The organism is Haloterrigena sp. KLK7, assembly GCF_037914945.1.
Lineage (GTDB): Archaea > Halobacteriota > Halobacteria > Halobacteriales > Natrialbaceae > Haloterrigena > Haloterrigena salinisoli.
Genome location: NZ_CP149787.1, coordinates 1,349,930 through 1,375,407 on the forward strand (window position 1 = coordinate 1,349,930; position 25,478 = coordinate 1,375,407).

A 25,478-nucleotide genomic window follows, 5' to 3' on the forward strand; every position below is an offset into this window, starting at 1 on the left:
CGCCATCGTCAGGCACTCGCTTCCGCGACCGCTCTGGCCTCGCGCTCGCGGGGCGCCTCGAGGCGGACCGCGCACTGTTTGAAGTTTGGCTCTTTCGAACGCGGGTCGACCTCCGAGAGCGTGAGTTCGTTGACTTCGGGCTGATGGATCGGGAGCCAGACCACGCCGTCGGGGATCGCCTCGTCGCGCTCGACGCGGACGGTGATCGAGCCCCGGCGGGAGACGACGTGGGCGTACTCGGCGGGGTCGTCCTCGTCGTCGGACTCGCCGGGCCGGGACTCGAGTTCGTCGACTAGCGCGGCGGCCGTCGCGGGGCTGACCCTCGCGACGGGATCGTCGTCGCGCGCGCGGACACCGGAGTTGTACGCGTCGGGACGCCGAGCCGTCGTCAGGGTGAGGGGGTACTCCTCGTCGGTCGACTCCGGCAGCGGCCGGGCCTCGCCCGTCGAGAACTGCGCGCGGCCGGTGGGAGTCGGGAACGACCACGACTCCTCGCGCTCGGCCGCTGCGTCGTCGTCGGCCTCGGTCTCAGTTTCGTCGCCGCTCCGGTCGTCGCCGGCCGGCCCCTCGTAGTAGCGGTAGCCGGCCGAGACGTCCGGCTCCGGCGCGGGCCAGCGGACCGCCACTTCGTCCTCGAGGCGGTCGTAGCTGATCCCCGAGAGGTCGGCGGGGGTCCCCTCGGTCAGCGCCGCCAGTTCGTCGAAGACCGCTTCGGGCTCGAGATCCTCGTCGAAGAGGTCGGGAACGAGTCGATCGGCGAGGTCGCCGATCAGTTCGAGGTCGGTCTTGACGCCCGACGGCGTCTCCGTCGCGGCGCGCACGCGCGAGACGGTTCGTTCCATGTTGGTCGTCGTTCCCTCGGACTCGCCCCACGTCGCGGCGGGGAACACGACGTCGGCGAGTTCGACCGTCTCGCTGTGGAAGGCGTCCTGGACGACGAGGAAGGCGTCCTCGAGTCGCTCGCGGACGCGGTTGGCGTCGGGCATGCCGGCGACCGGATTGGTCGCGACGGCGTAGACGGCCTCGACGTCGTCGCCGATCTCGTCGACGATGCCGACCGGGCCGGGGCCGGGATCGTCCGGCAGCCGCGACCGGGGAACGTCCCACGTCTCGGCGACCTCGCGGCGGTGGTCGGGATCGGTGAAGGGCCGGTGGCCGGGCCAGGACCCCTTCGAGGAGCAGACGCGGGTCCCCATCGAGTTGGCCTGGCCGGTCAGCGAGAACGGACCGGAGCCGGGCCGGAGGTTCCCCGTCGCCAGACAGAGATCGATCAGGGCGCCCGACGCTGCCGTCCCGTTGACGCTCTGGTTGATCCCCATCCCCCAGTAACAGAGGGTCGGATCCTCGAGCGCCGCGGCGATTCGGTCGACGTCCTCGAGGGAGACGCCGGCGGCCTCGGCGGCCGCGGCGGCGTCGGGCAGGTCCTCGCGGAGGGCGTCGAAGCCGTCGGTCGCCTCGGCGACGAACGCCTCGTCGACGCGGTCGGTCTCGACGACGCGCGCGAGGATCGCGCGAGCGAGGTCGAGGTCGCCGCCGGGCGAGACGGGGACGTGGCGGTCGGCGACCTCGGCGGTCTCGCTCTCGATCGGATCGACGACGATCAGTTCGGAGTCGTCGTCGTCGGCCGACTGGTTGATCCACCGGAACATGACCGGGTGGGCCGCGGCCGGGTTCGCCCCCCAGACGAGGTGGGTCTCGGCCTCGGGGATGTCGTCGTAGGTCGGCGGCGGCGCGTCGCTGCCGAACGCGTCGTAGTAGGCCGTGACGGCCGAGGCCATACACAGCGTCGTGTTGGCGTCGTAGTACGGGGTTCCGAAGCCGCCGCGGGCGAGCTTACCCAGCGCGTAGGCGGCCTCGTTGGTCTGCTGGCCGCTGCCCAGCACCGCGACTCCCTCGCCGCCCGAACCGCTCTCGAGGGCCGCGTCGAGCCCTTCGGCGGCGCGCTCGAGGGCGGTCTCCCAGGTCGTCGGCACCAGTTCGCCGTTCCGGCGGACGAGCGGGCGAGTCAGCCAGTCGGCGTCGGGATCGACGGACTCGCTGATCCCGCGCTGGCAGGCCAGTCCGTTGTTGACCGGATGGGCGGCGTCGCCGCGGACGACGTCGAGACCGTATCCCTGTTCGACGGGACGGTGGACGTGACCACAGCCGACCGCACACCGCATACACGTCGTCGGTACGAGCTCCGTCACGCCGTCCACCTCCGCCCCGATCCGCGACGACCGGCGTGTGATTTACAATCACACTCTGCAGCAGGAGTTTGGCCCAATATCATACACTCATTCACAGTAATAGAGAACGTATGGGACTACTAAACGGTAATCGTTTACAAACCGTGACTATCTGGGCAATAACGGAGACTATCCATCAATCTACGGACGGATAGAAAGAATATAAGGACCTGAAATCAGCGGACGAGGCGAGCGATCGGACGGCCGTCCACGAATCGACGGGCCATATGATGGGAACTAATGGCATACGGACGCGGAAGTCCGGTCGGGAGTGCGCGAGCGCAGTCGCTCTCGAGCGGACCGATCGCACGAAAAACCGACCGCGTCGGGAGAATCTCCGACCGAACGGTCACTCCCGTCCGACCCACTTCAGGATGAAGAGGGTCCCCTCGAACAGCAGGATCATCGTGACCGCCACGAGGATGGGCGCCATCATGGTCGGGTCCATCGTGAACATGAATGAGAGGCCCGCGAAGCCCGCCCAGAAGTAGAGTCGCTTCTGGGCCAGCCAGCGGCGGGTCGTCACGCCCATCATGATCGCGAGCATGATGAAGAGCGGAATCTGGAAGACGATCGCGAGGAAGCCGGTCAGCGTGATGATCAGATCGAACGTCTCACCGAGCGCGTACGCGATATCGGCGCTGCCCTCCGCGTAGTAGGTGAAGTACTGGAAGAGGACGGGGAGGACGAGTACGTACGAGAACAGCATGCCCAGCGCGGCGAGAACGACGCTCAGCGGGACGGACGCGAGGTAGTACTTGCGCTCGTGGGGGTACAGCCCCGGCTTCATGAACTTGTAACACTCGTAGACGAACGTCGGGAGTGCCACCATGATACCCAGCAGCGCCGAGAGCTTGACCCGGGTCATCCACAGCTCGAGCGGATGGTAGATATGCGGCGGCGGCACTTCCTCGGCCTGGGCCGGGAAGACGTCGAGCCAGATGAACTCGAGTGCCTCCGACGCTCCCAGCAGCCCGATCGCCGTCCCGGTCGCCCCGAACAGGAGGACGACCGCGAACCGGAGCACCATCTCCTCGATGTGGTCGGCGAGGGGCATCTCCTCGTCGTCAGGCGGCGTCGAGATACCGCCGATATCGTCGTCGGGATCGGGGTAGTCGGCCCCGCCGTGGTCGGTGTGATCGCCGACGACGCCCTCGCCGTCGGTCTCGATCGGCCGGTCGTCGGGATCGGACTCGTCTCCACCGTCGGTCGCGACGGGCGGAGCGTCGTCGCTCCCGTCGTCGTCGATCGGTGGTCCCTCACCGGGCGACTCCTGTGGCTCTGTGGAACCCTCGACGTCCCCACGGTCCGCCGGCTCGTCCGACATCTATAGGAGTATGAAGGGGCCCCGGTTATAGGCCTTTTTCTTACGGACATCGTGCGAGAGTGACAAGGTCTGGAATCGGTCCGCATCGGGCCCCAGCACTCGAAAGGTTGATAACTGGATGTCAGTTAGCCACAGACGATAAATGAGTTCTGCCGTCGACGAGGATACGGCCAAAGCCATCAACGCCGGTCGAGAGTCGATCGGTGTGATGCTCTCGACCGCGCAGACGCATCTCCAGAAGGTATTCATCGTCTTCGTCATCGGCTTCATCGGGTCCTTCTACGCCCTCCGAGTCTTCATCTGGGACTTCCTCGAGGCGACGGCGAAAGCGCAGATGAACGAGACGGTCGCCGACGCGACCAATATCATCACCCGCACGCCGTTCGAGGTAATCCTCTTACAGGCGAAGATCGGGATGCTCATCGGCGTCATCGTCGCGATACCGGCGCTGCTGTTCTTCTCGCGACACACGCTTCGCCGACGCGGCTTCGACTCGGCGTTTCCCGTCTCGCGGGGGTACATCGCCCTCTTCGCGCTGACGTCGTTCACCCTGTTCTGGATCGGCGTCGGCTACGCCTACGGCATCTTCTTCCCCTTCGCCTTCGAGTTCCTCGGGTCGGTCGCCTTCGACGCCGGCGTCACCCCGAGCTGGGGGATCACCGAGTTCACCGAGTTCATCGCCCTGCTGACCATTTCCTTCGGGCTCGCGGCGCAACTGCCGCTGGCGATGAGCGTGCTGTCCTACACCGAGATCGTCTCCTACGAGACGTTCCGCGACAAGTGGCGCCACGCGGTCGTCGCCATCACGGTCTTCGGGGCGGCCTTCTCGCCGCCGGACCCGTTCACGCTGGTCATGTGGGCGCTGCCGCTGGTCGCCCTCTACGGGTTCAGCCTCGGCCTCGCGAAGGTCGTCGCCAACATCCGTCGGCGCGGCGCGGCCGAACTCGACACGGGCACCTCGTTCATGAAACGGCGCCTCCTCCAGTTCGCCGGCGCGCTGGCGCTCATCACCGTCGGGACGAGCGTCTTCATCAATCAGGACGGCGCCGATACCTTGGACGAAGCGGTCTTCCCGCTGCTTCCGGCGCCGATCCGACCCGAGGGAACGCTCGGTCTCGAGACGTACGCGGCCGAACACGGCCTGCTCGGTGACGTCGCCGTCGGCGCCGCCGTCGCCGCCGCGGTCGGGTTCCTCGTCCTCCTCGTCTACACGATCCGAGTGTTACAGGCGCCGGTCTACCCCCGAGAGGGAGACCTCCGGAGCGCCGACGATCCCGAGGACGTCGACTTCGAGACGCTCTCGGCCGAGGACATCGAAGAGATTCCGGCGACAGTTTTCCTCTCGATGGAGGAAGAGGACGCCCTCGACTACTCTCGGCAGGCGATGTACGACGACAACCGGGAGAAGGCGCAGGCGATCCTCGACCGGTTCGACACCCTGCAGGAACAGCAGGCGGGCGACGAGACCGACGGCGAGGGCGAAACCGCCGCGAGCGCCGCGGCCGGTACGGCGGCCGCCGGTGACGCCGCGGCCGCCGGCAGTGGCGGTGACGACGAGGAGAGCGTCTTCTCGAGCACCGCTGCGGGAATGCTCGACGCGTTCACCGAGGACGAGACGACCGAGGACGACATCGGCGGCTACGCCTACGACCTCGCCTTTATCGTCAACAGCCTCACCTCGAAGGCGATCTACATCGTCGGCGTCTTCATGGCCGTCCTCGCCGCCTCGTTCCTCGCGCTGTATCAGGGCGGGTTCGGCATCATCCTCGCCCAGTTCGTCGACCGCGTCCCCGAGGAGGTCCTCCGAGAGGTCTCGGGCGGCGCGGGCGTCGCCGGCGCGGAGACGACGACGGAACTACTCGAGGAGCTGGGACTGGTCATCGCCCTCCACCCCGTCGAGGTGCTGATCTTCATGGTGAAGGTGAGCACGATCCTCGCGTTCATTTCCGTCGTCCCCCTGATCATGTACTGGGGCTGGCCGGCGGCCAAGGAGCGCGGGCTGGTTCGGGGCGATGCGCGGGTGTTCCTCGTCTGGGGGCTCGCGATGTTCCTCGGCTTCGGCGCCGGGCTGTTCGCCGGGTTCTACTGGATCGCCCCGTCGGTCATCTCGTACCTCATCTCCGACGCCATCCAGAACGGGATGGAAGTCTCCTACCGGATCAACAGCTTCTCCTGGCTGGTGATCTACACGACCCTCGGCGTCGGCTTCCTCTTCAACATCGTCGTCACGATGGCGCTGTTCCACGTCGGCGGCATCGTCAGCTACCGGACGATGCTCGACCGCTGGCGGCCGGTCGTCGTCGGCATCTTCACGCTCGCCGCCTTCGCCAGCCCGAAGGGCGTCCTGACGATGCTGCTGCTGGCGATCCCGCTCGCGCTGACGTACCTGCTCGGACTCGCTCTCCTCTACGTCCTCACCGCCGGCGGCCGCCTGTTCGGTGGCGGGGGAAGCGGCGGCGAGCCGGCCGATCCGGAACCGGAGCCCGAATCGGGCGCTACGCCGGAGTAGTCGGCCGTCGTCGTGACGAGGACTGTTAAGGCAGCCGGCTCCAAACGATCACGCAAATGCCGAAGATCAGCGTCGAAATCCCACAGGAACTGCTGGACGATCTGGACGATCACGTCGGCGACGACGGGAAGTTCGTCAACCGCAGCGACGCGATCCGCGCCTCGATTCGCAAGACGCTCGACGTGTTAGACGAGATCGACGAGCGACACGATCGGCTCGAGGCCGACGAGCGAGAGTGAGCTTCTCATCGCGGCGGCTCCGAAACCGCGACGGAGAGCGGCAGTAGCCGCTTGACACGACGTCAGTAAGTAGCAGCACGACACGGCGTCAGCAGGTAGCAGCGCGACACAGCGTCAGCCGGTGTATCCGAACGCAGAACGGAGTCGAACCGTCTCGAGCGGCGCCCTCACTCGTCGTCGAGCGGCCGCGCGAACCCGAAGTTCGGCTTGACGTCCTCGATGCGGACGTCGACGACGTCGCCGGGTTCGGTCTCGGGGACGAACAGGCGGTAGCCGTCGACGCTCGCGATCCCGTCGCCCTCGCTGCCGACGTCGACGATTTCGACCTCGAGTTCGTCGCCCTCTCGGACGGGAGCGGTGAGTCTTCCCTTTCCGATCAGATAGATCTCGGAGGACTCCTCGCGGCTGGCCTTCGGCGCGGTCGCGCGGACGTACTGGAACTCGTCGTCGATGTCGGCTCGGAGGTCGTCGACGTCCGGCCCCTCGAAGACCTTCACGACGAAGTTTCCGCCGGACTCGAGGAGTTCGAGCGCGGTCTCGAAGGCCTGTCGCGCGAGGTACAGCGAGCGGGCCTGATCGAGCGAGTACTCGCCGGACATGTTAGGCGCCATGTCCGAGACGACCACGTCCACGGAGCCGCCCGCGGCGTCGGTGACGCGGTCGCGAGTCTTCTCCTCGGTCATGTCGCCGCGGATCGTCTCGACGCGCTCGTTCAGCGTCTCGTCCTCCAGGTCCTTGATCCGCTGGAGGTCGACGCCGATGACGGTTCCCTGCGGGCCGACCTTCTCGGCGGCGACCTGCAGCCAGCCGCCGGGAGCGGCGCCGAGGTCGACGACCGTGTCGCGCCCGGAGATGACGTTCTCGAGGTCGTCGAGCTGTTTGAGCTTGTAGGCCGCCCGACTCCGGTAGCCCTGCTGTTTCGCCCTGTTGTAGTAGTCGTCTTTCCGCGCCATGATCGGTTTCTGAACCCGCTAGGAGCCCGGTACGGATAGGTGTGGCGAGACGCGCGCCGGGAACCCCGTCTCGAGCGCGATCGAACCGCCGGCGAGAGAGCGGCAAGGGGTCCGAGGTAGCAGTTTCGTGCATGCCGCTTACGGCGAGCGGGCGCGACCGCTCGCACATGGACACGCCACCGGAACTGGAGGCCGCGGTCGACGATCGCGACGACGTCACGATCACGAAACGCGAGTACGGCGACGAACAGGTCATCGCGGTCGATTTCGGTCCCACCGGCGCCAAACCGTCGCTCGACGTCGTCGATGGGACGGCGATCGTCGTGGTAGATGGACAACAGTTCGAGTTCGACGTTCCCGCCGGCGCGAGCGACGTGACGGTCAACGACGGCATCCTGACGATTACGAACTGATTACTCGCTCGAGTCGCCGGGGCCGCCGCGTCGGGCGACGTCCTCGTCGGAATCGATCTCGGCCTCCGGCTCGCCGTCCGTCACCTCGTCGGGATCGACGTCGACGTCGTCGCGGTCTGTTTCGTCAGTAGTCGTCTCGTCAGTCGCTGTCTCTTCGACTCGATCGTCCGACTCCGACTGCGGTTCGGTCTCCTCCGGCGGCTCCATCTGGTCGTCGGGATCGATTCGCGCCCCGTCCTCTGGGGAGTCGTAGAACTCGTCGTCCTCGACCATCGGATCCGTCCCCTCGCGGTTGCCGATTTCGTCGTCCGGCGTCGTCCCGGGCTCGTCGGGCGGCGCTTCGGTGGGGTTCGAGGCCACCGGCTCGCCGGGGTCGTAGTCGGCGTCCTGGGGGTCGATCTCGGGCGCCTCGTCGTTCGACGGCGCGTCCTCGCTCGTCTCGTCACCCGACGTGACGGCGTCCGCCGCGAACCCGGCCTCGAGTCGGATCGCGTCCCCGGTCCACTCGCTGACGGCGCTGTCGGCCAGCGGGACGGCCTCCTCGTCGCCGCCCCAGTCGAGGGCGGCTCGGGTCGAGTCGCCGACGTCCGGTGCCGGTTCCACGTAAGCGGTCTCGGGATCGACGTCGGCGACGACGCCGATCTGATCGCCCTCGGCCGTCTCGACCGGCTTTCCGACGTCGTCGCTGGTGAAGCTCGGACTCATCCCCTCGAGGTTCGGGCGAGCGGAGCAAGCCGTTCGTGCCTGCAACTGCACAGGTGCTCGCCGACTCGAGGTACCGCCGTTGCTGTCGCGTTACGCCGCCTCGAGAGCCGCCTGCAGGTCCGATTCGATCGCGTCGACCTTGCTCCGGTCGTACAGCGCCGCGGCCGGGTGGAAGATCGGCATCACGTTGCGGTCTTCCCGTTCGAAGTCTTCGCCGTGCAGATCGGTGATCGTCTCGTCGGTCTCGAGGAGTTCGGCCGTCGCGAAACTCCCCATCGGGACGACGACCGAGGGGTCGACGCGCTCGAGTTCGGCCTCGAGCACCGGCCACCAGGCCTCGATCTCGTCGACGTGGGGATCGCGGTTCTCCGGCGGCCGCACCTTGACGAGGTTGGTGATATACAGGTCTCGCCGGTCGTGGCCGATCGACTCGAGGGCGCGGTCCAGTTGCTGGCCGGCCTGGCCGACGAACGGTTCGCCCTGATTGACCTCCTGTTTGCCGGGAGCCTCGCCGACCAGCATCACGTCGGCCGACAGCGGCCCGACGCCGGGGACGAACCGCTCCGGCTCGCGGTGCTCGTCGGGGACCGCCTCGAGGGCGTCGGCGAAGACGTCCTCGAACTCCCAGTCGGTGGACTCGCGGTCGCTCATGGGCCCTCACTACCGTCGCCTCGACAAACGTTCGTTCCCCTGCGTACGCATCCGGTCGGTGCTGACCCCCAATAGTCAACCGCTTCCCCGGTGGAGCGACGCGTATGACGGCGAACGAATCGTCCGCCGTGGTCGATATCGAACTGCCCGACGTGACTCTCGAGGGGGAACTCGCCGTTCCGGCGGAATCGAGCGGACTGGTCGTTTTCGCCCACGGGAGCGGCAGCAGCCGGCACAGTCCCCGGAACAACTTCGTCGCCGAGCGGTTGCGCGAGCGGGGACTGGGAACGCTCCTGTTCGACCTCCTCACCGAGCGGGAAGACCGGGCTCGAGAGAATCGGTTCGACATCCCGCTGCTGACCGATCGGCTCGTCGCGACCACCGAGTGGGTCCGCGAGCGGCCGGAAGCGAGCGGTCTGTCGATCGGTTACTTCGGCGCGAGCACGGGCGCCGCGGCGGCGCTGCGGGGTGCGGCCCGTCCCGAGACCGAGATCGATGCAGTCGTCTCGCGGGGCGGCCGGGTCGACATGGCGGCCGAGGTCGTCGACGGCGAGGCGTCGGAGACGCCTCGAGAAGGCGGTGGAACCGTCGACGCACCGACGCTGCTGATCGTCGGCGGCGAGGACGAGTCGGTGCTGAAACTGAACCGCGAGATCCACGAGGCGCTGTCCTGCGAGCGGGACCTCCGGATCGTCGAGGGCGCCGGCCACCTCTTCGAGGGCGAGGGCGAACTCGAGGCCGTCGCCGACCACGCCGCCGACTGGTTCGCGGCGCACCTCGAGTGAGTCCGCGAACGGCCGCGACCCGGCCCGCGCTCGAGAATCGATCCCACCCCGAAACGGGCGTATTCAGGGCGTACCGTTAGGCTCGCGGCCGGTGGAGGCGTTCGCATGGCCGACACGCCAGACGTCAACAAGGTGGAGACGGAGGACGACTACATCCACGTGCGGTTCCGCGACCCCGACGAGTACGACGAGGTCCGGACGCCCGACTGGGCGGAGAACCCGGCGGAATCGGTCTCGGAGAACAGCGAGGTCCGGACCGGGAAGGTCGAGGGCGACGACGACTGGGAGGTGACCAGCGTCCTGATCAAAAAGAGCGTCGGCGAGAACAAAGCCGAGGAGCAGGCGAAGGAGATCGTCGAGAAGATCGAGTCCTGAGCGATCGCTCGCTCGAGCGCTCGGTCGATCGCCCTGACGGCGGTTGCGAACTCCGGGCCAGCAGTTATCCCGACGTAGGGTGGAGCCCCGACCATGAGTACGGACCTCACGACGGAGGACGCCGGCAAGCGGGTCATCGACGGCGACGGCAACGAGATCCGCGTCGTCACCGACGACGCGATCCAGTTACGCGAGGAGTACTGACCGGAACGCCGGTACCGAGCACCGCCGTCACGGCCCGACGCGGCGGTTGCCGTCCGTCGCGAAACCGCGCTATCGGGGGCGTCGTAGCCGCGCGTAAAGGGTGCCTTTTTATGGCAACCGTCCGTAGCACGGCGTATATGTTCAAGGCCATCGTGAGCGCGGAAACGCTCACCAGCGCGCTCGATTCGATCAGCGTGCTGGTCGACGAGTGTAAGATTCACCTCGAGGAGGACGGCCTCGAGATCCGGGCCGTCGATCCCGCTAACGTCGGCATGGTCGACCTCTCGCTCGATGCCTCGGCGTTCGAATCCTACGAGGCCGACGGCGGGCTGATCGGCGTCGACCTCTCGCGGCTCGAGGACATCGCGAGCATGGCCGAGTCCGGCCAGCTCGTCCAGCTCGAACTCGACGAAGAGACGCGAAAGCTACACATTCAGATCGAAGGGCTGGAGTACACCCTGGCGCTGATCGACCCCGATTCGATCCGCCAGGAACCGGACATTCCGGACCTCGATCTGCCCGCGGAGGTCGTCCTCGAGGGGAAAGACGTCAACCGATCGGTCAAGGCGGCCGACATGGTCTCGGACCACATCGCGCTGGGCGTCGACGAGGGCGAGGAGTACTTCTACGTCGACGCGGAGGGCGACACCGACGACGTCCACCTCGAACTCACCGAAGCGGATCTGATCGACCTGCAGGTCGGTCCGGCCCACTCGCTGTTCTCGCTGGACTACCTGAAGGACATGAACAAGGCCATCCCCTCGGACACCGAGGTCACGCTCCACCTCGGCGAGGAGTTCCCGGTGAAGATCTACTTCGGCTTCGCGGAGGGCCAGGGACAGGTCACCTACATGCTCGCGCCGCGTATCCAGAGCGAGTAAGCCGACGTTCGCTTCGTTTCGATCGACTGTCGACGACAGTAGTCGATAGGGGAGACGGCGATCCTGACGGAGCGGCCGATAACTTAAAGGAATCATATGGAAAGGTGGGAGTCTACCAGTCCCTCCCGAATAGCCAGGGGCATGCCCTCCGCAGGCGATCCGACGGACACGAGCGACGCGGACGAGCCGACGTACGTCACGACGTTCGATCCGGACACCGGCGAGCGAGCCAGCGAGGCCGTTATCACGGCCGTCGCGGCGCTCGTCGGCAAACGGCCGGTCGACCTCGAGCCCCTCTACGAGGCCGTCGATCCGGACGCGCTGGACTCGCTGATCGACCACGCCCGGCGAGCCGACACCGGCAGCCACGAACTCTGGTTTCCCTACGCGGGATACGAGGTCGGCGTGCGAAGCGACGGGCGAATCCGGTTCTACGACGGCGCCGCCCCGTCGCCCGCGTAACCCCGGCCCGGTCGCCGCGACGATCAGTCGTGTTCGGCGAGGAACGCCCGCAGCTCCTCGTTGACCCGTTCGGCGTTCTCGATGAAAAAGCAGTGCGAGCCGCCCTCGACCCGCTCGAGTCGCGCGTTCGGAATCGCTTCCTCGAGCAGCAGTCCGTTCTCGAAGGGGACCACGCGGTCGTCGGTCCCGTGGAGCACCAGCGTCGGCACGCGGAGCCGATCGAGCCGATCGCTGACGTCGAAGTCCAAGACGGCCGCGGCCTGCGCCTCGCGGGCCGGATCCCCGGCGTCCTGCGCGAGTCGCCACTCGATGATCCGATCCATCAAGTGCGGATTACGATTGGTGAACCGCTCGTTGAAGGCGGGGCGCATCCGGTGGCGTAGCGTTTCGCGTTCGCTCGCGCCGTCGGGGACGTCGAAGATGAACTCCTGGGTCTCGTCGGGAACCGGGACGGCGTCGGGGCCGCCGTGGCTCGTACAGCACAGCGTCAGCGTCTCCGCCCGGGTGTACTCGAGCGCGTAGCGCTGGGCGATCATCCCGCCCATGCTCGCGCCGACGATGTGAGCCCGACGGATGCCGGCGTCGTCGAGGACCGCCTCGAGGTCCGCGGCGAGACCGCCGACGGAGTAGCCGGCCAGTTTGAAGATGAGGGGCGCGCGGAGTTTCCGCGGCAGGCGCGGGAGCAGCGGCGGGAGGCCGGCGTCGGATCGGCCCGTCCCGCGGTTGTCCGGCGCGACCGCGTCGCGGTCGCCGCCGACGGCCTCGCGCTGCCAGCGCCACATCCAGCGCCCGTAGCCCAGCCCCTGCACGAAGACGACCGGTGTCCCGTCGCCCTCGCTCTCGTCGTACTCGTAGTAGATCGACACGCCGTCTCGAGTGGCCCGTGGCATACTCGAGGAGACGTGTCGAACGCCCTTTAAATCGATCCTCGAACGCTGACCGATACGTCGGTCAGGGCCGCTTCTGTCGCCGATCGAGCGGGGATCCAATCCCGGCTTACCCGCGCCACCCTCCGCCGAACAATCAGCGGCTTTAACCCCGCGCAGTAACATCGCATTACCGATGCAGCGACTGCACGCCCGGTACCCGTTCCTCGAGACCGCCCGCGACGCCGTGGCGACGGAGGCCGTCGATCTGGCCACCGTCGTCGACCAGGACCGGGCGGTCGTCGACCGCGCCCGCGAGCGCGTGGTGGCGGCCCTCGAGGACGGCGAAACGGGCGAGCCGCGACGTGACACCCGCGTCGAATTGCTCTCCTACCCGGTCGCGCGCGTTCTCGTCTCGATGGTCGGCGAACGCGTCCTCGTGCGCAAGTACGCCCGCGCCGAGGCCGCGACGGCCTACGATCGCTTCACGGCCGACTTCGAGGACACCACGGAACTGAAGAGCGTCGAGTCGACCGGTCTGGACCTCGAGACCCTCCTCTCGGAGTTCGACCTGGCCGAGGCGGTCCGGGAGACGGACGACGGCTACCGGATCGACGTCGGCACCTACCTCCCCCTCGCCGAGGACCTGTGGGGCGACGAGTGGCGACTGGTCAACCGCGCGCTGACCGACGGCGAGGTGCCGGTCGACGACGACGAACTGCTGACCCTGCTGCGGGAGGCCATCCGTGGCCGTATCGAGGACGGGCTCCCCTTCGACGTCCCCGACGTCATCGCTTCGGCCCTCGAGGACGAGGCCGCCGAGATCCGCGAGGTGCTCGCCGATCTCGAACTCACGCAGGACATCGACACCGTCGTCCCCGACCTGTTCCCGCCGTGTATGAAGGCCCTGCTCGACGACATCCAGAAGGGCGAACACCTGCCCCACCACTCGCGGTTCGCGATCACCGCCTTCCTGACGAGCATCGGAATGACCACCGACGAGATCGTCGACCTCTACCGGGTCAACTCGTCGTTCGGCGAGGAGATGACCCGCTACCAGACCGACCACATCCGCGGCGACACCTCGCCGACGGAGTACTCGCCGCCCTCCTGTGCGACGATGCAGTCCTACGGCGACTGCGTGAACAAGGACGACCTCTGTGAACGCATTCCGCACCCGATGGCCTACTACGAGGAGCGGATCGACGACGCCGACGACGAGGAGATCGAGGACTGGCGCGAGGGGGAGAGCGAGGAACAGTCCGCCAGCGGCGATTAGGACGTCGCTCGCCGGTCGCTCCCGAAATCACGATCGCATCGACGCGACGTTCGGCGCCGTTACTCCTCGAGCTCGTCGGCCTGCCGCTGGATCTCCCGGAGCGCCCGTTCCTGTTCGCCGCGAGTGAGACCGCCGGATTCGGCGTGTCGACCGTCGTACTGCCAGGGCGGAATCGCGTTCCAGACGGTAGACTCCGCCCCGTCGCCGCCACTGCGGTCGACGGCGGCGTCGACGCCGCTACCGGTATCCTCGGCGGCCGTCGAGTCCGCGTCGCGACGCCACAGCAGGCCGGCCGCGGCGAGCGTCAGAATCGCGATTCCGCCGACGGCGACGCTCGAATCGACGAGCGACGTCACGAGGAACAGCAGCGACGATCCGAGCAGGGCGGCGAGGACGACAGCGGGGATCGCCGCCCACCTCGAGCGGGACCGATCCGTCGATTCGGGGTCGGCGTTGGAACTGCCCATAGTTTCTGTCAAACGGGAGTCGTGAAAAGAATACCGCCGTCGTCAGATCGCGCTTCCGGTATCGGCGTCCGTCTCGTCGTCGGCCTCGAGGCCGTCCTCGGGGTCGTTCAGGACGTACGCGAGGCCGATACCGACCGCGAGCATCAGGACGATGAAGCCGGTGATCGTACCGACGAGCAGTTCGCCGCCTTCGGGGGAGAGCGTACCGCTGGACCCGCCGTACTGGGTCCCGATAGTGATCATGGCGCCGAGCATCAGCAGGACCATCGAGACGGAGACGCCAATTTCGATGATCTGTTCGCGGTCGAGCATTGGTACGTTGCTTTCGGCGGCCGAGGCAAAAGCGCTTCGAAGGGCGTGGGCCCGCTCGCGTCCGATGTGACAGCGGAGCGAGCGCGTCGAAACCCGCATAAAGCGCCGGCCTGCAACCGCCGGCGCGCCCGTTATATCGCTCGAGCCCCTACTCTCGTCGAATAGCCAGCCGACCGACCCAGCGATCACTCTGACGCACCCATGAACACAACAGCGTCACCGAAAACAGCCCTGCCAGTACCGTCAAGCGACCACCTCGAGGAGCGCTCGCGCCGCGCCCGCACCGAACCGATGTCGGTGCTGGCGCTGGGCGACGGCCTCTACGAGGTCGAGTCGGCCAGCGATCACACCTACCTCGTCGACCTCGAGTCGGGTCGCTGTACCTGTCCGGATTACGTCTTCCGAGAGGCCCGCTGCAAGCACATCCGCCGCGTGGCGATCGAGATCACCCACGGCCGCACGCCGCCGCCGGGCGAGATCGCCATCGCGTGTCACGACTGCAGCGCGACGACCTTCGTCGACGAGGACGAGACCGAGCCGTTCTACTGCGAGGACCACGAGATCCGCCCGGGCGAGACCGTCGTCGACCGCGAGACCGGCGATCGGCTCACCGTCGTCGACGTCTCCGACCTGCGGGCCGACGCCGTGACGATCGGCGGGAGCGACACCACCGTCGCCGACTACGCGACCAACGAGGGCTACGACCCCGACGTTCCCGTCGTCGGCGCCGTCTATCCCCACGCGACCGTCGCGAAGAACGGCGTCGTCCCCGGCTCGCTGAAGGTCTACGTCTTCCCGCGGACCAGACTCGAGAAAGCGACGTAGCTCGTTTCTCGATGTCGATCGGTTTGCAGCGCTGACTTATTGTGCTTGACCACCAACCAGTGGTATGAGTATTATCGCCGAGTTTTCCGTCAAATCAGACGATCTCGCACTGAACCACGCACTCACAGCGGTTCCACAGATGATCGTCGAGATCGAGCAGGTCGTGGCGACGATGGAAGATCGGATTATGCCCTATTTCTGGGTGAGTGGCGGTGACCACGCGGAGTTTGAAGACGCGTTTCGGGACGATTCCTCCGTGACAAACGCCGCTGTTATCGACGAAGTAGAGGGGGCGAGATTGTATCGGGCCGAGTGGACGGAAAACGTCGAGACAATCATCTATGCATACGTTGAACTCGGCGCGACGCTCATGCAAGCAATCGGCAAAGCGGAAGACTGGGAATTGCGAATGCGATTCGACAGTCAGGACGCTCTCTCGGAATTTCAAAAATACTGTAATGAGAACGACATCTCATTTGAACTCAATCGAACCCAAGAACAGGAACAGGCGATGGCGAGCGCCCAGTACGATCTCACGCCGACGCAACGGGAGACACTGGTAGCTGCGCTCGAAGCGGGCTACTACGAGGTTCCACGCGCAGTAACAATGAGGGAACTGGCGGAACAAATGGGGATCGCACAACAGACGCTTTCGAATCGATTTCGCGCTGCATACAACAATCTCATCACCAGTACGTTGACGATCAGCCATCCAGACGAGGATAAAGACTAATTCACCAACTACAGGTGGCTGGACGCCACTCTCGGAAGTAGTACTATACAGCCCTTCCCCTCTTCCGCAAGGGGCCTATCTATCTGTTTATGGTTGGGACTTCTACCGAGTTCGATACGCTTCTCGAATTGTGTCGAGAGCAACACCGTCGCATCGTCCTTGCAGTACTCGCGAGCGAGAAGCGGTCGCTAACGGTGAACGATCTCACGAAGACGATCATTAAACACAATCATCACACACCGCTGAGAGAGATTTCCGGCGAAGAATCGATGCAGATCCGGATGGAACTGCACCACGTGCATATCCCGATGTTAGAAGAGCAATCGCTCGTTGAATACGATCAGAAACGCCAACTGGTGGAACCAACTCCCGAGTTCGATCAGTTGCAACCCCAGCTGTCAGCCATTATCGACGCGGATCCCGTTCTTCACCCGCTAGTTGCGCTGTGAGATCGTTCACAGTCATCCGCAAATGACGAGGTACTTCGATTGTGCTGTTCGACTATTCCCCTCTGCATCTCGCTCAGTGACCGTGATAGCCCGAACGTCGTCCTCGACAGAGATCTCGATCTGGTAACCGTCAGCGCTCATCGCCTCATCGCAGGAACCACCGAGAAGTCGAGTATCGGGATGTTCATTCGATTTCCCAGGGCCGACACGAAGCGCTATGGAATCGTCCGTCCCGTCGAAGGAGACGTCAGTAAGTATCGCTTCAGTACAGTTCTCTGATCCAACCCAGATCGCTCCCTCGACCGTTGCTTCGCTGGGTCCCTCGGTGAATGAGATCACGGGATCGTCCCTCGGATCGAAACCGGTATCGGTGATCTCGAATTCGAGTTCCGATACCGGATCGGGCAGTGATACGGAGTCCGAATCGGTAGCCGCTCGTCGTCCGAGGCACCCAGCTACCCCAACGGACGGAAGGATCGCTAGAGTAGAGAGGAGAACTCGACGGTTCATGTCAGATAAGACGATGCAAGATCGGAAAGACCTTCCTCTGACTCAAACGTCTATTTGACCTACCGTTCAGCTCGCATCTGGAGTCGCCGAACCGGACGTTCCGATTCGAACCTGATTTCGGACAATGAGGCCGTCCAGCCCCGCTAGCGCCGCGATCACGAAGACGGCGGCCGTTCCGACTCGAACGACCGGCGAGAGCAACCCGGAGTTCGTCGCCAGACGCGCGAATTGCGGATAAGATCGATAAATGAAGCGATCGGAAGGAAGCGGCTCGCGGTGACGGCTCGAGCGGCGTCCGATCGCGACTCGAGCGCAGCGGACGGCCCCGATCACGAGACCCGGCGGAAGTCGGTCCCGCCGCAGGGACAGTTCCTCGGGGAGCCGATCGGCCGAATCCGTCCGTCCGGCCAGATCCGGACCGCGAACACCGAGCCGCAGTCCTCACAGACCGCCGTCCCGCGCGAGATCGCCGTCGAATCGGTCATCGGTCACTGAATTCAGGCCGGTCGAATGGAAATCAGTTGACCCCAACTAGTTGGGCGGGCGTCGACCGCTCGGCGGCTCGCGGTCGCGGGCCGATCGGCGCCCGCTCACTCGAGCAGCTCCGCGGCTTCCTCGACGTCCATCACGTCCTGCTTGACGGCGTTGAGTACGCGCAGAACGTCCTCGTCGGGACCGTCGTCGCCGTCCTCGCCGACCTCCTCGAGGGTGACCTTCTCGGAGCGACCGACGAACTCGTCGAAGTCGGTGCCGTCGGCGATGGCGGTCTCCTTCTTGACGCGGTAGTTGCCGCCGTCGGTGACGTGGAGGTCGCCGGGGTGGAAGAAGTACCAGTCCTCGCGGTCGAAGCGGACGCCGATGCGGGGTTTCGCGCCGAAGTTCTGCGCGAAGAAGATCAGCGCCTCGACTTCCTCGCCGGTGAGATAGATGGGGTCGCCGGAACTGGACTTGGCCTCGATCGCGTAGAACACCTCGCCGTCGCCCGCGAGGACGTCGGGGAGTTCGCGTTCGGTCGCGGAGCCGCTGGCGGGCGCGCGCATCACCGCGAAGCCGGCCGCGTCGAGTTCGTTGACGAGTTCCCGCTCGCGGCGGTCGCCCTTCGCCTGAGACATACGGACCTCTCACCCGCGGGCGATAATAAAAGGACGGAGGGCGCGGCGAAAGTGATCGCTCGGCTACAGCGCCGGCGGCAGGGTCGCGACCGTCGCCACCAGGTCGACGAACGCCTCGGCGGTCGGCTCCGCGCCCTCGACGTCGTAGACGAGCACGATATAGATCAGTCCGAACTGGAAGCCGTTGTAGACGGCGTGAGAGAGGATCGGCACGAGCAGGTTCTCGCTCTTCGCGTAGAGGTAGCCGAAGATGAGTCCGCCGCCGAAGACGGTCGCGATCGGCACCATCGTCGCGAGCAGCGAGTCCGAGAGGACGGCGTAGGACACGAAGTGGACGAGCGCGAAGATGACGCTGGCGATGACGATCGCCTGAGTGCGGCTGAACGCCTCGTAGAGGCGCTTCTGGACGACGTTCCGGAAGAGGAACTCCTCGGCGGGCGCGTTGAAGAAGAAGACGATGCCGATCATGATCAGGACCATCGTCGGGTCGTCGCCGATGTAGGTCATCACGTCGTTTTCGGCGGAGGGCAGCGAGAGCATGGAGACCACGACGGCCACGATGAAGTAGAACACGAGGATGCCGACGACGCCCGCGATGGCGTATAGCCAGCCCCGTTTCGTCGGCACGCGGAGGTCGACGTACGACCAGCCGCGGTCGGTGACGGCGAGGTAAATGGCGCCGGCCAGGGCGATTCCGACGAAGTTGAGCGACAGCAACGCCGTTCTGGCGGTGATCGATGCCTCCGTCGGCGAACGGATCAGCGCGGGATCGAGCAGAAACGCCGGCAACGTCGTGAAGTTGGGGGCCACGAGGACGCCGAAGACGGTCAGTCCGATGGCCACGAGCGTCGAGCGGAGCGGTCCGTCCGTCCGCTCGCGGCGCCGTTGCGATGTTTCCATACCCGACTATATGCGGACCGGACCCTTGGGCGTTCCTCTCTCGAGCGGGATCGAGTCCGGCCGACGCGCCGTCGGAAGCCGAGGGGCTCACGAGCCGTCGGCGAGCGAGAGCGTCTCGTCGTCGAACAGTTGCGACAGCAGCCGCTGCTGGCCGATCCGGAGATGGCGGTTGACCGTCGGCTGGGTCACCTCGAGCATCTCGGCGATCTCCTCGCCGGTGCTCTCGCGGGGCCACTCGAAGAAGCCGGCCAGATACGCCGTCCGGAGCACCTCGAGTTGGCGGTCGGTCAGGTCCTCGAACAGCGACGTCACCAGTTCCTGTCGGGTGTGCATCGCTCGCTGAACGTGCCGGCGCGACCGCAGGTCGACGCGCTCGTACCGATCCCGCAGCATCTCGACGAACTCGCGGACGTCGGTCGTCACGGGGACGTCGACGGTGACCTCGGTCCGGCCGTCGTCGATCGCGATCGAGCGCGGACTCCCGCCGTGGCGGACCAGCCGCGAGGCGAGGACGTCGCCCGTGACGGTCGCCTCGAACAGACAGCCCTCCTCCCCGTCGCTGACGAGTCGGGACGCCGTCACGGAGACGAGGTCGTCGAGCGCGTCGCGGACGGCGTCCGCCGACGCGCCCCGGGTCTCGAAGAACAGGACCGTCTCGGACTCGCCGTGGGTACCGAGTCCCTCGTAGGTGACCGCGGCGCCGGTCGCCGTCGCGATCCGCGACAGGACGTCGTCGGCCTCGAGGTCGAGAGTCAGTTCGACGAGCGTCTCGGCGTGGAGGGCCTCTCGGGTCTGTGCCGCGTTGATCGCGTTGGCGATCCCCTCGCCGAGTTCCGCGAACACCGACCGCTCTAAGTCGGTGAACGCGTCGGGCTCGTCGGCGTAGACCGTCAGGACGCCGTACCCGTAGTCCTCGAAGGTGAGCGGCACGGCGATGACCGACTGGAAGCCCGCGTCGAGCGCGTCGGTTCGCCACGCCTCTCCCTGGAGCCCCTCGACGACGTTCTCGACGACCGTCGGCGCCTCCGACCGGGCGGCCCGGACCGCGGGCTCTCGCGACTCGCCCTCGAGACCGAGATCGACCGCGTCCAGATACTCCGGCTCGTCGCCCGCCCAGGCGCGCGGCTCGAGGGTCGAACCGCTCGCGTCGAGATCGCCGATCCAGGCGAAGGAGACGTTGTCGGCCGCGACGAGCCGTTCGGGGACGGTCCGTTCGATCTCGTCGCGGCCGTCGGCCCCGATGAGCGACCGGTCGATCCCTCGGATGATCTCCGTGATCTGGATCTGGCGGCGGAGGCGGCGGTTCTGGGCCGCCAGCTCCGCGTCGCGCTCCCGCAGGTTCGCCTCGCTCTCGAGGCGGTCGAACGCCGCTTCGGTGGTCGCGACGAGCGTCTCGAACAGCCGGCGGGTCTCGTCGTCGATCGTCGCGGGCGAGGCCAGCAGGACGAAGACGCCGTAGTCGCCGATCGGAACGAGCAGCCCGCCGGGGGCGTCGCCGCCGAATATCGGCGACCGGTCGCCGATCTCGGCGGCGTCGACGACGGTCTGGGTGCCCGTCACGTAGGTCGTCCAGAGCACGGAATCGCCGTCACCGACCGCGATGGACGGCGGACCGTCGGAGCGGTCGGCGAAGCCGGGCGTCGACGAGACCGGTTCGAACCGATTGGTCTCGGAATCGAGCAGGTAGACGCCGGCGCCGACGTCCCCGGACTCGAGCAAGTCGGCGGCCGCGTCGACGACCAGATCGGCGGCCGTCGACTCCGTCTCGGCGTTGAGCAGTCCGCGAGCGGTCTCGTGGAGCGACTCGAGGGCCAGTTCCCGGCGCTTGCGGTCGGAGATGTCCTGGACCGTGCCGCGGTACTTGTGGAGGTCGCCGGCCTCGTCTCGGATCGGTTCGCTGATCGAGCGGACCCACCGGATCTCGCCCTCGCCGGTCCGGATGCGGGCCTCGAAATCGTACCCCGTCTCCGTCTCGATGGCCGTCTCGATTCGCTCGCGGACGAACGCCCGGTCGTCGGGATGGTAACACTCGATCGTCCGCTCGAGGTCGGGCGTGACGTCGGGCGAGAGGTCGTGGAGCCGATACATCTCGTCGGTCCAGGTCGCGGTCCGCGGCTCGGGCTCGAGGTCGAGCTCCCACCCGCCGACCTTCGCCATCCGCTGGACACGCTCGAGCAGATCCGTCGTCCGCTCGAGTTCGCGCTCGCGTCGCTTGCGGTCGGTGATGTCGCGAACGACCCCCGCCGTGCCGGCGAACTCGTCGTCGTCCGTCGGCAGCAACGCCATGTGGTTTTCCGCCTCGATCACGCCGCCGTCCGCGGTCTCGAGGTCCATCTCGAAGGTCTCGTAGGGCTTTCCCTCCCGGAGCAGTTCCCGGACCAGTTCCCGGGCGGTCTCGAGGTTCTCCGGAGACATCACGGTCTCGATGTCCGAACCGATCAGCGTCTCGGGGTCGTACCCTGCGAGCGGTTCGATCGCGTCGTTGACGAACCGGAACGTTCCGGACTCGTCGAGCGTGTAGACCGGGTCGCCGATCGCCTGAATGATCGTCTCGTAGCGCTCGAGTTCGCGCTCGCGTTCCTTGCGGTCGGTGATGTCGCGGACGACCCCCGCCGTACCGGCGAACTCGCCGTCGTCCATCGGCAACAGGGCGACGTGCGTTTCCGTCTCGATCACGTCGCCGTCGGCCGTGACGAAGTCCGTCTCGACGGTCCCGTACGGCTCGTCCTCCCGGAGCAGGTCTCGCACCTGCTCGCGGGCCCGCTCGAGGTCCGGGGGCGGCAGGAGCGCCGAGACGTCGTCGCCGATCAACGCGTCGGGATCGTATCCCGCGAGCGGTTCGATCGCGTCGTTGATGAACTGAACCGTCCCGGACTCGTCGAGCGTGTAGACCGGATCGCCGATCGACTGAATGATCGTCTCGTAGCGTTGCAGGTCCCGTTCGCGCTCCTTGCGGTCGGTGACGTCCTGCAGCGATCCGTAGAGTTTGACGACTCGCCCGTCCTCGGAGACGGGTTCGCCGATCGTCCGGACCCAGCGTTGATCGGCGCCGTCGGCCGGTTGGAGTCGGACCTCGAGGTCGTAGCTCTCGCCGTCCTCGATCGCGCGTTCGATGGCCGTCCGGACCGCGTCGCGATCCGCCGGGTGGTAGAATTCCATCGCCCGCTCGAAGTCGACGTCCGTCCCCGGCGGGAGCTCGTGGACCCGGGCCACCTCGTCGGTCCACCGGACGTCCGGCGGGTCCTCGCGGACGTCGAGCTCCCAGGCGCCGACGGTGGCCAGCTGCTGGGCCTGCTCGAGCAGGTCGGTCGTCCGCTCGAGGTCGCGCTCGTACCGCTTTCGCTCGGAGATATCGCGGCCGATCCCGGCCACGACGGTGTCGCCGTCGATATCTTCGATCCTGGTCGCGACGAACTCGTAGGGGATCGACTCGCCGTCGGCGGTCAGGATCGGTATCTCCACCCGGGCCGTCCCGGTCTCGAGGGCGTCTCGAACGGCTTCGGTGACGGCCGCGTGGTTCCGTTCGGCGAAGAACTCGAGGCCGCTCATCGATTCGATCTCGGCGGCGTCGTAGCCGGTCACCGCGGCGAGCGTCTCGTTCCACCGGAGGAGCGATCCGGTCTCGTCGAGCACGTAGAACACGTCGTCGATGGCGTCGAGGACGTCGTCGGTGTACGCCTTGTAGCGCTGTAGCTCTCGCTCTCGCTCGCGCAATCGCCGCTCGTCGGCCTTTCGATCGGTGACGTCGCGGCTGATCGCCACGACCCGATCGCCCTCCGGGAGTTCGATGCGGATCAGGTGGACCTCGATGGGGAACGTCGACCCGTCCCGACGGCGGAATCGACCCTCGAACTTGCGGCGCTCGCCGACCGCCAGTTCGTCGAGCAGCGTCGTGATCTCGTCGGCGTCGAGCAGCCGCTCGTGGTCCCAGATCTTCGTGCCGATCAGTTCCGATTCGGCGTAGCCGAGTTCCGTACAGAGCCGCCGGTTCACCTCGACGACTGTCCCCTCGAGGTCGACGACGTCGATCATATCGGGAGAGTGCTCGAACAGCGCTTCGAGGCGCGCGCTCGTCCGCTCCAGTCGGCGTTCCCGTTCCTTGCGTTCGGTGATATCCTCGAGCGCGCCCATCGTGCCGGCGATCTCGCCGTCGGCGTCGTAGATCGGAGCGGCGGAGACGCTCACGTCGATCCGATCGCCGGTTTTCGTCACGCGCTGGGTCTCGCGACCGGTGATCGACTCGCCGTCGAACAATCGCTCGAAGATCTCGCGGTGGTCCTCGGCCCGATCGTCGGGGACGAACGGAAGCGGTTCGCCGAGGACCTCGTCCTCGGTCCAGCCGAAGATGCGTTCGGCGGCGGGGTTCCACAGCGTCACCGTATCGTCGGTATCGAGCGCGACCACCGCCGTCGGTGAGGACTCGAGGATCGCCTCGAGGCGCTGGTTCGACTCCCGAAGCTCCCGTTCGTGCGCGTCGAATCGACGCTCCCGCTCCCGGACCGCCGTCGTCAGGTCGTCGATCGCCGTCGAGAGGCGGCCGAGGGCGTCGTCGCGCTCGAGTTCGAAGTCGGGGTCCCCGGCGTCCGCGTCGAGAGCGGCGGACGTCTCGTCGCCGTTCCGAATCTGTGAGACGAACGTCTCGAGTTCGCCGGCGAGGCGATCGAGCGTCGACTCGCGATCGGCGCCGCCGCGGGCGGCCAGACCGAGAACGAAGGGGACCGGGACGACCGACGGATCGCCGAGTCGCGAGCAGAGACCGAGGAGCACCGCACCGACGAGAACCGCTTCGAAGAGAGTCAATGGCGGCCACCGGCCGGTGGTGTCGTCGACGGCGCCGCCGCGAGACGAACGAATGTCCATGGCCGACGTACGCAAGGGGCATACATGATCTGTACGGTTATTATCGGTAGTCTTCGTCCGGAATTTATCGGTCGCGTTATATCGATAGTGGATGACTCGTGAACCGACCTCGACGAACGGTCGGGCCCGGGCCGATCAATCGATGAAGGGAGGCGCGAGCGGTTCGAATCGATCGGCCTTCTATACATGTAGTGTCTCGATCGCGACGGGATTACGTGTATAATGGACAGCCGGATACCCGTCGTTCGCCTTTGAACGAACATAATGCCCGGAACGACGCTTGACTACCACAACGATTCGCTCAGTCTCTCAGTCATCGAGGCCCTCGCCGACGCGACCGACACCGACCCCGTCGAACTCGAGCCGCTGTACCACGTCGTCGATCCCGAGGCGCTCGATCAGCTCTTTCAGGAGACCACGCCGACGACCGCGCGCGTCCAGTTCAACTACGGCGACCACACGGTCGAAGTCCGAGGCGACGGAACCATCTCGGTCGACGGGACGGTCCATGAGCAACCGTAAGCGGTGCGGTCGCGCGACGGGGGCGGCCGTTCCCTCCAGCGTCGAGCCCTCGCGCGCGGATCGACCGGGTGGGAACCGATGACTCCGGCGGCGATCGCGCCCGACCTCGAGAGACGGTCGCCGATCGCCGAGGAGATTACGGCCCTCGCCGTCGGCGATCGACGGCACATCGAGCGGGTCGAAGCGGCCGTCGCCGACGACGATCGGCTCGCGGTTCGAACCGCGCCGTCGGTCGCGGACGCGCTCCCGGATCTCGACGACGCCGACTGTCTCGTCGCTTCCTACCCGTCCGAAAACGGGACCGAGCTCCTCGAGCGGGGGACCCGGCAGACGACCGACCGTCCGGTCGTCCTCCTCGTCGACGAGGGAACGACGGTCGGCGACGCGGTGCGGTCCCATCGCTGGATCGACTGGCTCGATCGCTCCGCGGCGACCGGTGACGGCGGGCAGTTGGGCCGCCAGATTCGGTCGCTCGTCGAGCGACGGCGACTCGCCGGTCTGACCCAGCGCTCGCTGGCCGGTATCGAACTCGCCGGGGACGCCATCGCCATCGTCGCGCCCGACGGCACCGTCCAGTTCGCGAATCGAGGGTTCGCGATGCAGTTCGGCTACAGTCGCGACGAGCTCTCCGGACGGTCGTGGCGGGCGCTGTTCACCGACGACAGCGTCGACCGGCTCGAGACGACCGCGGTACCGACGGTCGCGGACGGCTGGCGCTGGACCGGCAGCTGTACCGGCCGGCGAAAATCGGGGGTAACGTTTCCCGTCCAGGTCCGTCTGGGCGGTCCCGAGGACGGGAGTCTGGTATTCGTGGTGGAATCGCTCGACGCCGACCCCGAAGCGGCGGCGGACGACTCGGTGTAGTTTTCGGGAACTCGTATTCGGTTCCGTTCCGGACGACCGAACGGTAG

Annotated in this window: 26 protein-coding genes; 14 read left to right on the forward strand and 12 right to left on the reverse strand. The window is 66.5% G+C overall.

The window, feature by feature from the left end; genetic code table 11:
• Window positions 1–8: 8 nt before the first annotated feature.
• The gene (gene nasA, locus WD430_RS06685) at window positions 9–2,189 is read right to left on the reverse strand and encodes an assimilatory nitrate reductase NasA (RefSeq protein WP_339105237.1); all 2,181 of its coding nucleotides are present in this window, start codon (window positions 2,187–2,189) and stop codon (window positions 9–11) included.
• 388 nt (window positions 2,190–2,577) lie between these two features.
• Complete coding sequence (locus WD430_RS06690) at window positions 2,578–3,555, reverse strand: twin-arginine translocase subunit TatC (RefSeq protein ID WP_339105238.1); 978 nt, start codon at window positions 3,553–3,555, stop codon at window positions 2,578–2,580.
• 142 nt (window positions 3,556–3,697) lie between these two features.
• On the opposite strand from WD430_RS06690, the gene WD430_RS06695 reads away from it, so the two are divergent.
• The gene (locus tag WD430_RS06695; RefSeq protein ID WP_339105239.1) at window positions 3,698–6,064 is read left to right on the forward strand and encodes a twin-arginine translocase subunit TatC; all 2,367 of its coding nucleotides are present in this window, start codon (window positions 3,698–3,700) and stop codon (window positions 6,062–6,064) included.
• A 56-nt stretch (window positions 6,065–6,120) separates the two neighbouring features.
• Window positions 6,121–6,303 (forward strand): CopG family transcriptional regulator, encoded by a 183-nt coding sequence (locus WD430_RS06700; protein WP_339105240.1) that lies wholly within the window; start codon window positions 6,121–6,123, stop codon window positions 6,301–6,303.
• Window positions 6,304–6,470: 167 nt separating this feature from the next.
• Here the strand turns inward: WD430_RS06700 and WD430_RS06705 are convergent, their stop codons facing one another.
• Window positions 6,471–7,256 (reverse strand): 23S rRNA (uridine(2552)-2'-O)-methyltransferase, encoded by a 786-nt coding sequence (locus WD430_RS06705; protein WP_339105241.1) that lies wholly within the window; start codon window positions 7,254–7,256, stop codon window positions 6,471–6,473.
• A gap of 167 nt (window positions 7,257–7,423) precedes the next feature.
• Between WD430_RS06705 and WD430_RS06710 the strand changes: the two genes are divergently transcribed.
• Window positions 7,424–7,669, forward strand: a complete 246-nt coding sequence (locus WD430_RS06710; RefSeq protein ID WP_339105242.1) for a hypothetical protein — start codon at window positions 7,424–7,426, stop codon at window positions 7,667–7,669.
• On the opposite strand, the gene WD430_RS06715 is transcribed toward WD430_RS06710, so the two are convergent.
• A complete protein-coding gene (locus WD430_RS06715) occupies window positions 7,670–8,374 on the reverse strand; it encodes a hypothetical protein (RefSeq protein WP_339105243.1) in 705 nt (234 codons plus the stop codon).
• 90 nt (window positions 8,375–8,464) lie between these two features.
• Entirely contained in the window at window positions 8,465–9,025 is a 561-nt protein-coding gene (locus WD430_RS06720; RefSeq protein WP_339105244.1) for a uracil-DNA glycosylase, read from the reverse strand.
• 104 nt (window positions 9,026–9,129) lie between these two features.
• On the opposite strand from WD430_RS06720, the gene WD430_RS06725 reads away from it, so the two are divergent.
• The 4 genes from WD430_RS06725 (at window position 9,130) to WD430_RS06740 (ending at window position 11,732) form a co-directional block, all read left to right on the forward strand.
• Window positions 9,130–9,810 (forward strand): dienelactone hydrolase family protein, encoded by a 681-nt coding sequence (locus WD430_RS06725; protein WP_339105245.1) that lies wholly within the window; start codon window positions 9,130–9,132, stop codon window positions 9,808–9,810.
• Window positions 9,811–9,915: 105 nt separating this feature from the next.
• Window positions 9,916–10,185, forward strand: coding sequence for a hypothetical protein (locus WD430_RS06730; RefSeq protein WP_339105246.1), 270 nt, complete (start codon window positions 9,916–9,918; stop codon window positions 10,183–10,185).
• Window positions 10,186–10,526: 341 nt separating this feature from the next.
• On the forward strand, window positions 10,527–11,270 hold the full coding sequence (locus tag WD430_RS06735; RefSeq protein ID WP_339105247.1) for a DNA polymerase sliding clamp: 744 nt from the start codon (window positions 10,527–10,529) through the stop codon (window positions 11,268–11,270).
• Between the two features lie 141 nt (window positions 11,271–11,411).
• Window positions 11,412–11,732, forward strand: coding sequence for a HalOD1 output domain-containing protein (locus WD430_RS06740; protein WP_339105248.1), 321 nt, complete (start codon window positions 11,412–11,414; stop codon window positions 11,730–11,732).
• A gap of 23 nt (window positions 11,733–11,755) precedes the next feature.
• Here the strand turns inward: WD430_RS06740 and WD430_RS06745 are convergent, their stop codons facing one another.
• Window positions 11,756–12,622: an alpha/beta hydrolase gene (locus WD430_RS06745; protein WP_339105249.1), complete on the reverse strand. Its 867-nt coding sequence runs from the start codon at window positions 12,620–12,622 to the stop codon at window positions 11,756–11,758.
• Between the two features lie 172 nt (window positions 12,623–12,794).
• On the opposite strand from WD430_RS06745, the gene priL reads away from it, so the two are divergent.
• Window positions 12,795–13,877, forward strand: coding sequence for a DNA primase regulatory subunit PriL (priL, locus tag WD430_RS06750; protein ID WP_339105250.1), 1,083 nt, complete (start codon window positions 12,795–12,797; stop codon window positions 13,875–13,877).
• Window positions 13,878–13,936: 59 nt separating this feature from the next.
• Here priL and WD430_RS06755 read toward each other — a convergent pair whose 3' ends face one another.
• Both WD430_RS06755 and WD430_RS06760 read right to left on the reverse strand, forming a co-directional pair.
• Window positions 13,937–14,344 (reverse strand): hypothetical protein, encoded by a 408-nt coding sequence (locus WD430_RS06755; protein ID WP_339105251.1) that lies wholly within the window; start codon window positions 14,342–14,344, stop codon window positions 13,937–13,939.
• A 42-nt stretch (window positions 14,345–14,386) separates the two neighbouring features.
• Entirely contained in the window at window positions 14,387–14,656 is a 270-nt protein-coding gene (locus tag WD430_RS06760) for a hypothetical protein (protein ID WP_339105252.1), read from the reverse strand.
• A 201-nt stretch (window positions 14,657–14,857) separates the two neighbouring features.
• Between WD430_RS06760 and WD430_RS06765 the strand changes: the two genes are divergently transcribed.
• From WD430_RS06765 to WD430_RS06775, 3 genes are all read left to right on the forward strand, one after another.
• Window positions 14,858–15,481, forward strand: a complete 624-nt coding sequence (locus tag WD430_RS06765) for an SWIM zinc finger family protein (RefSeq protein WP_339105253.1) — start codon at window positions 14,858–14,860, stop codon at window positions 15,479–15,481.
• Window positions 15,482–15,545: 64 nt separating this feature from the next.
• Window positions 15,546–16,214 carry a bacterio-opsin activator domain-containing protein gene (locus WD430_RS06770; protein WP_339105254.1) on the forward strand — a complete coding sequence of 223 codons (669 nt, stop codon included), beginning with the start codon at window positions 15,546–15,548 and terminating at the stop codon, window positions 16,212–16,214.
• Window positions 16,215–16,303: 89 nt separating this feature from the next.
• Complete coding sequence (locus tag WD430_RS06775; protein WP_339105255.1) at window positions 16,304–16,663, forward strand: hypothetical protein; 360 nt, start codon at window positions 16,304–16,306, stop codon at window positions 16,661–16,663.
• A gap of 12 nt (window positions 16,664–16,675) precedes the next feature.
• Here the strand turns inward: WD430_RS06775 and WD430_RS06780 are convergent, their stop codons facing one another.
• A complete protein-coding gene (locus tag WD430_RS06780; RefSeq protein WP_339105256.1) occupies window positions 16,676–17,173 on the reverse strand; it encodes a hypothetical protein in 498 nt (165 codons plus the stop codon).
• 276 nt (window positions 17,174–17,449) lie between these two features.
• On the opposite strand from WD430_RS06780, the gene WD430_RS06785 reads away from it, so the two are divergent.
• The gene (locus WD430_RS06785) at window positions 17,450–17,668 is read left to right on the forward strand and encodes a hypothetical protein (RefSeq protein ID WP_339105257.1); all 219 of its coding nucleotides are present in this window, start codon (window positions 17,450–17,452) and stop codon (window positions 17,666–17,668) included.
• 95 nt (window positions 17,669–17,763) lie between these two features.
• Here WD430_RS06785 and hjc read toward each other — a convergent pair whose 3' ends face one another.
• The 3 genes from hjc to WD430_RS06800 all read right to left on the reverse strand — a co-directional run bounded on the left by hjc (window position 17,764) and on the right by WD430_RS06800 (window position 24,045).
• Window positions 17,764–18,285, reverse strand: coding sequence for a Holliday junction resolvase Hjc (gene hjc / locus WD430_RS06790; RefSeq protein ID WP_339105258.1), 522 nt, complete (start codon window positions 18,283–18,285; stop codon window positions 17,764–17,766).
• A gap of 63 nt (window positions 18,286–18,348) precedes the next feature.
• Window positions 18,349–19,185 (reverse strand): CPBP family intramembrane glutamic endopeptidase, encoded by an 837-nt coding sequence (locus WD430_RS06795; RefSeq protein WP_339105259.1) that lies wholly within the window; start codon window positions 19,183–19,185, stop codon window positions 18,349–18,351.
• Window positions 19,186–19,272: 87 nt separating this feature from the next.
• Window positions 19,273–24,045, reverse strand: a complete 4,773-nt coding sequence (locus WD430_RS06800) for a PAS domain S-box protein (RefSeq protein WP_339105260.1) — start codon at window positions 24,043–24,045, stop codon at window positions 19,273–19,275.
• Between the two features lie 264 nt (window positions 24,046–24,309).
• Between WD430_RS06800 and WD430_RS06805 the strand changes: the two genes are divergently transcribed.
• Together WD430_RS06805 and WD430_RS06810 are read left to right on the forward strand one after the other, a co-directional pair.
• Complete coding sequence (locus WD430_RS06805) at window positions 24,310–24,567, forward strand: HalOD1 output domain-containing protein (RefSeq protein WP_339105261.1); 258 nt, start codon at window positions 24,310–24,312, stop codon at window positions 24,565–24,567.
• Window positions 24,568–24,645: 78 nt separating this feature from the next.
• Window positions 24,646–25,431, forward strand: a complete 786-nt coding sequence (locus WD430_RS06810; protein ID WP_339105262.1) for a PAS domain-containing protein — start codon at window positions 24,646–24,648, stop codon at window positions 25,429–25,431.
• Window positions 25,432–25,478: the final 47 nt, after the last annotated feature.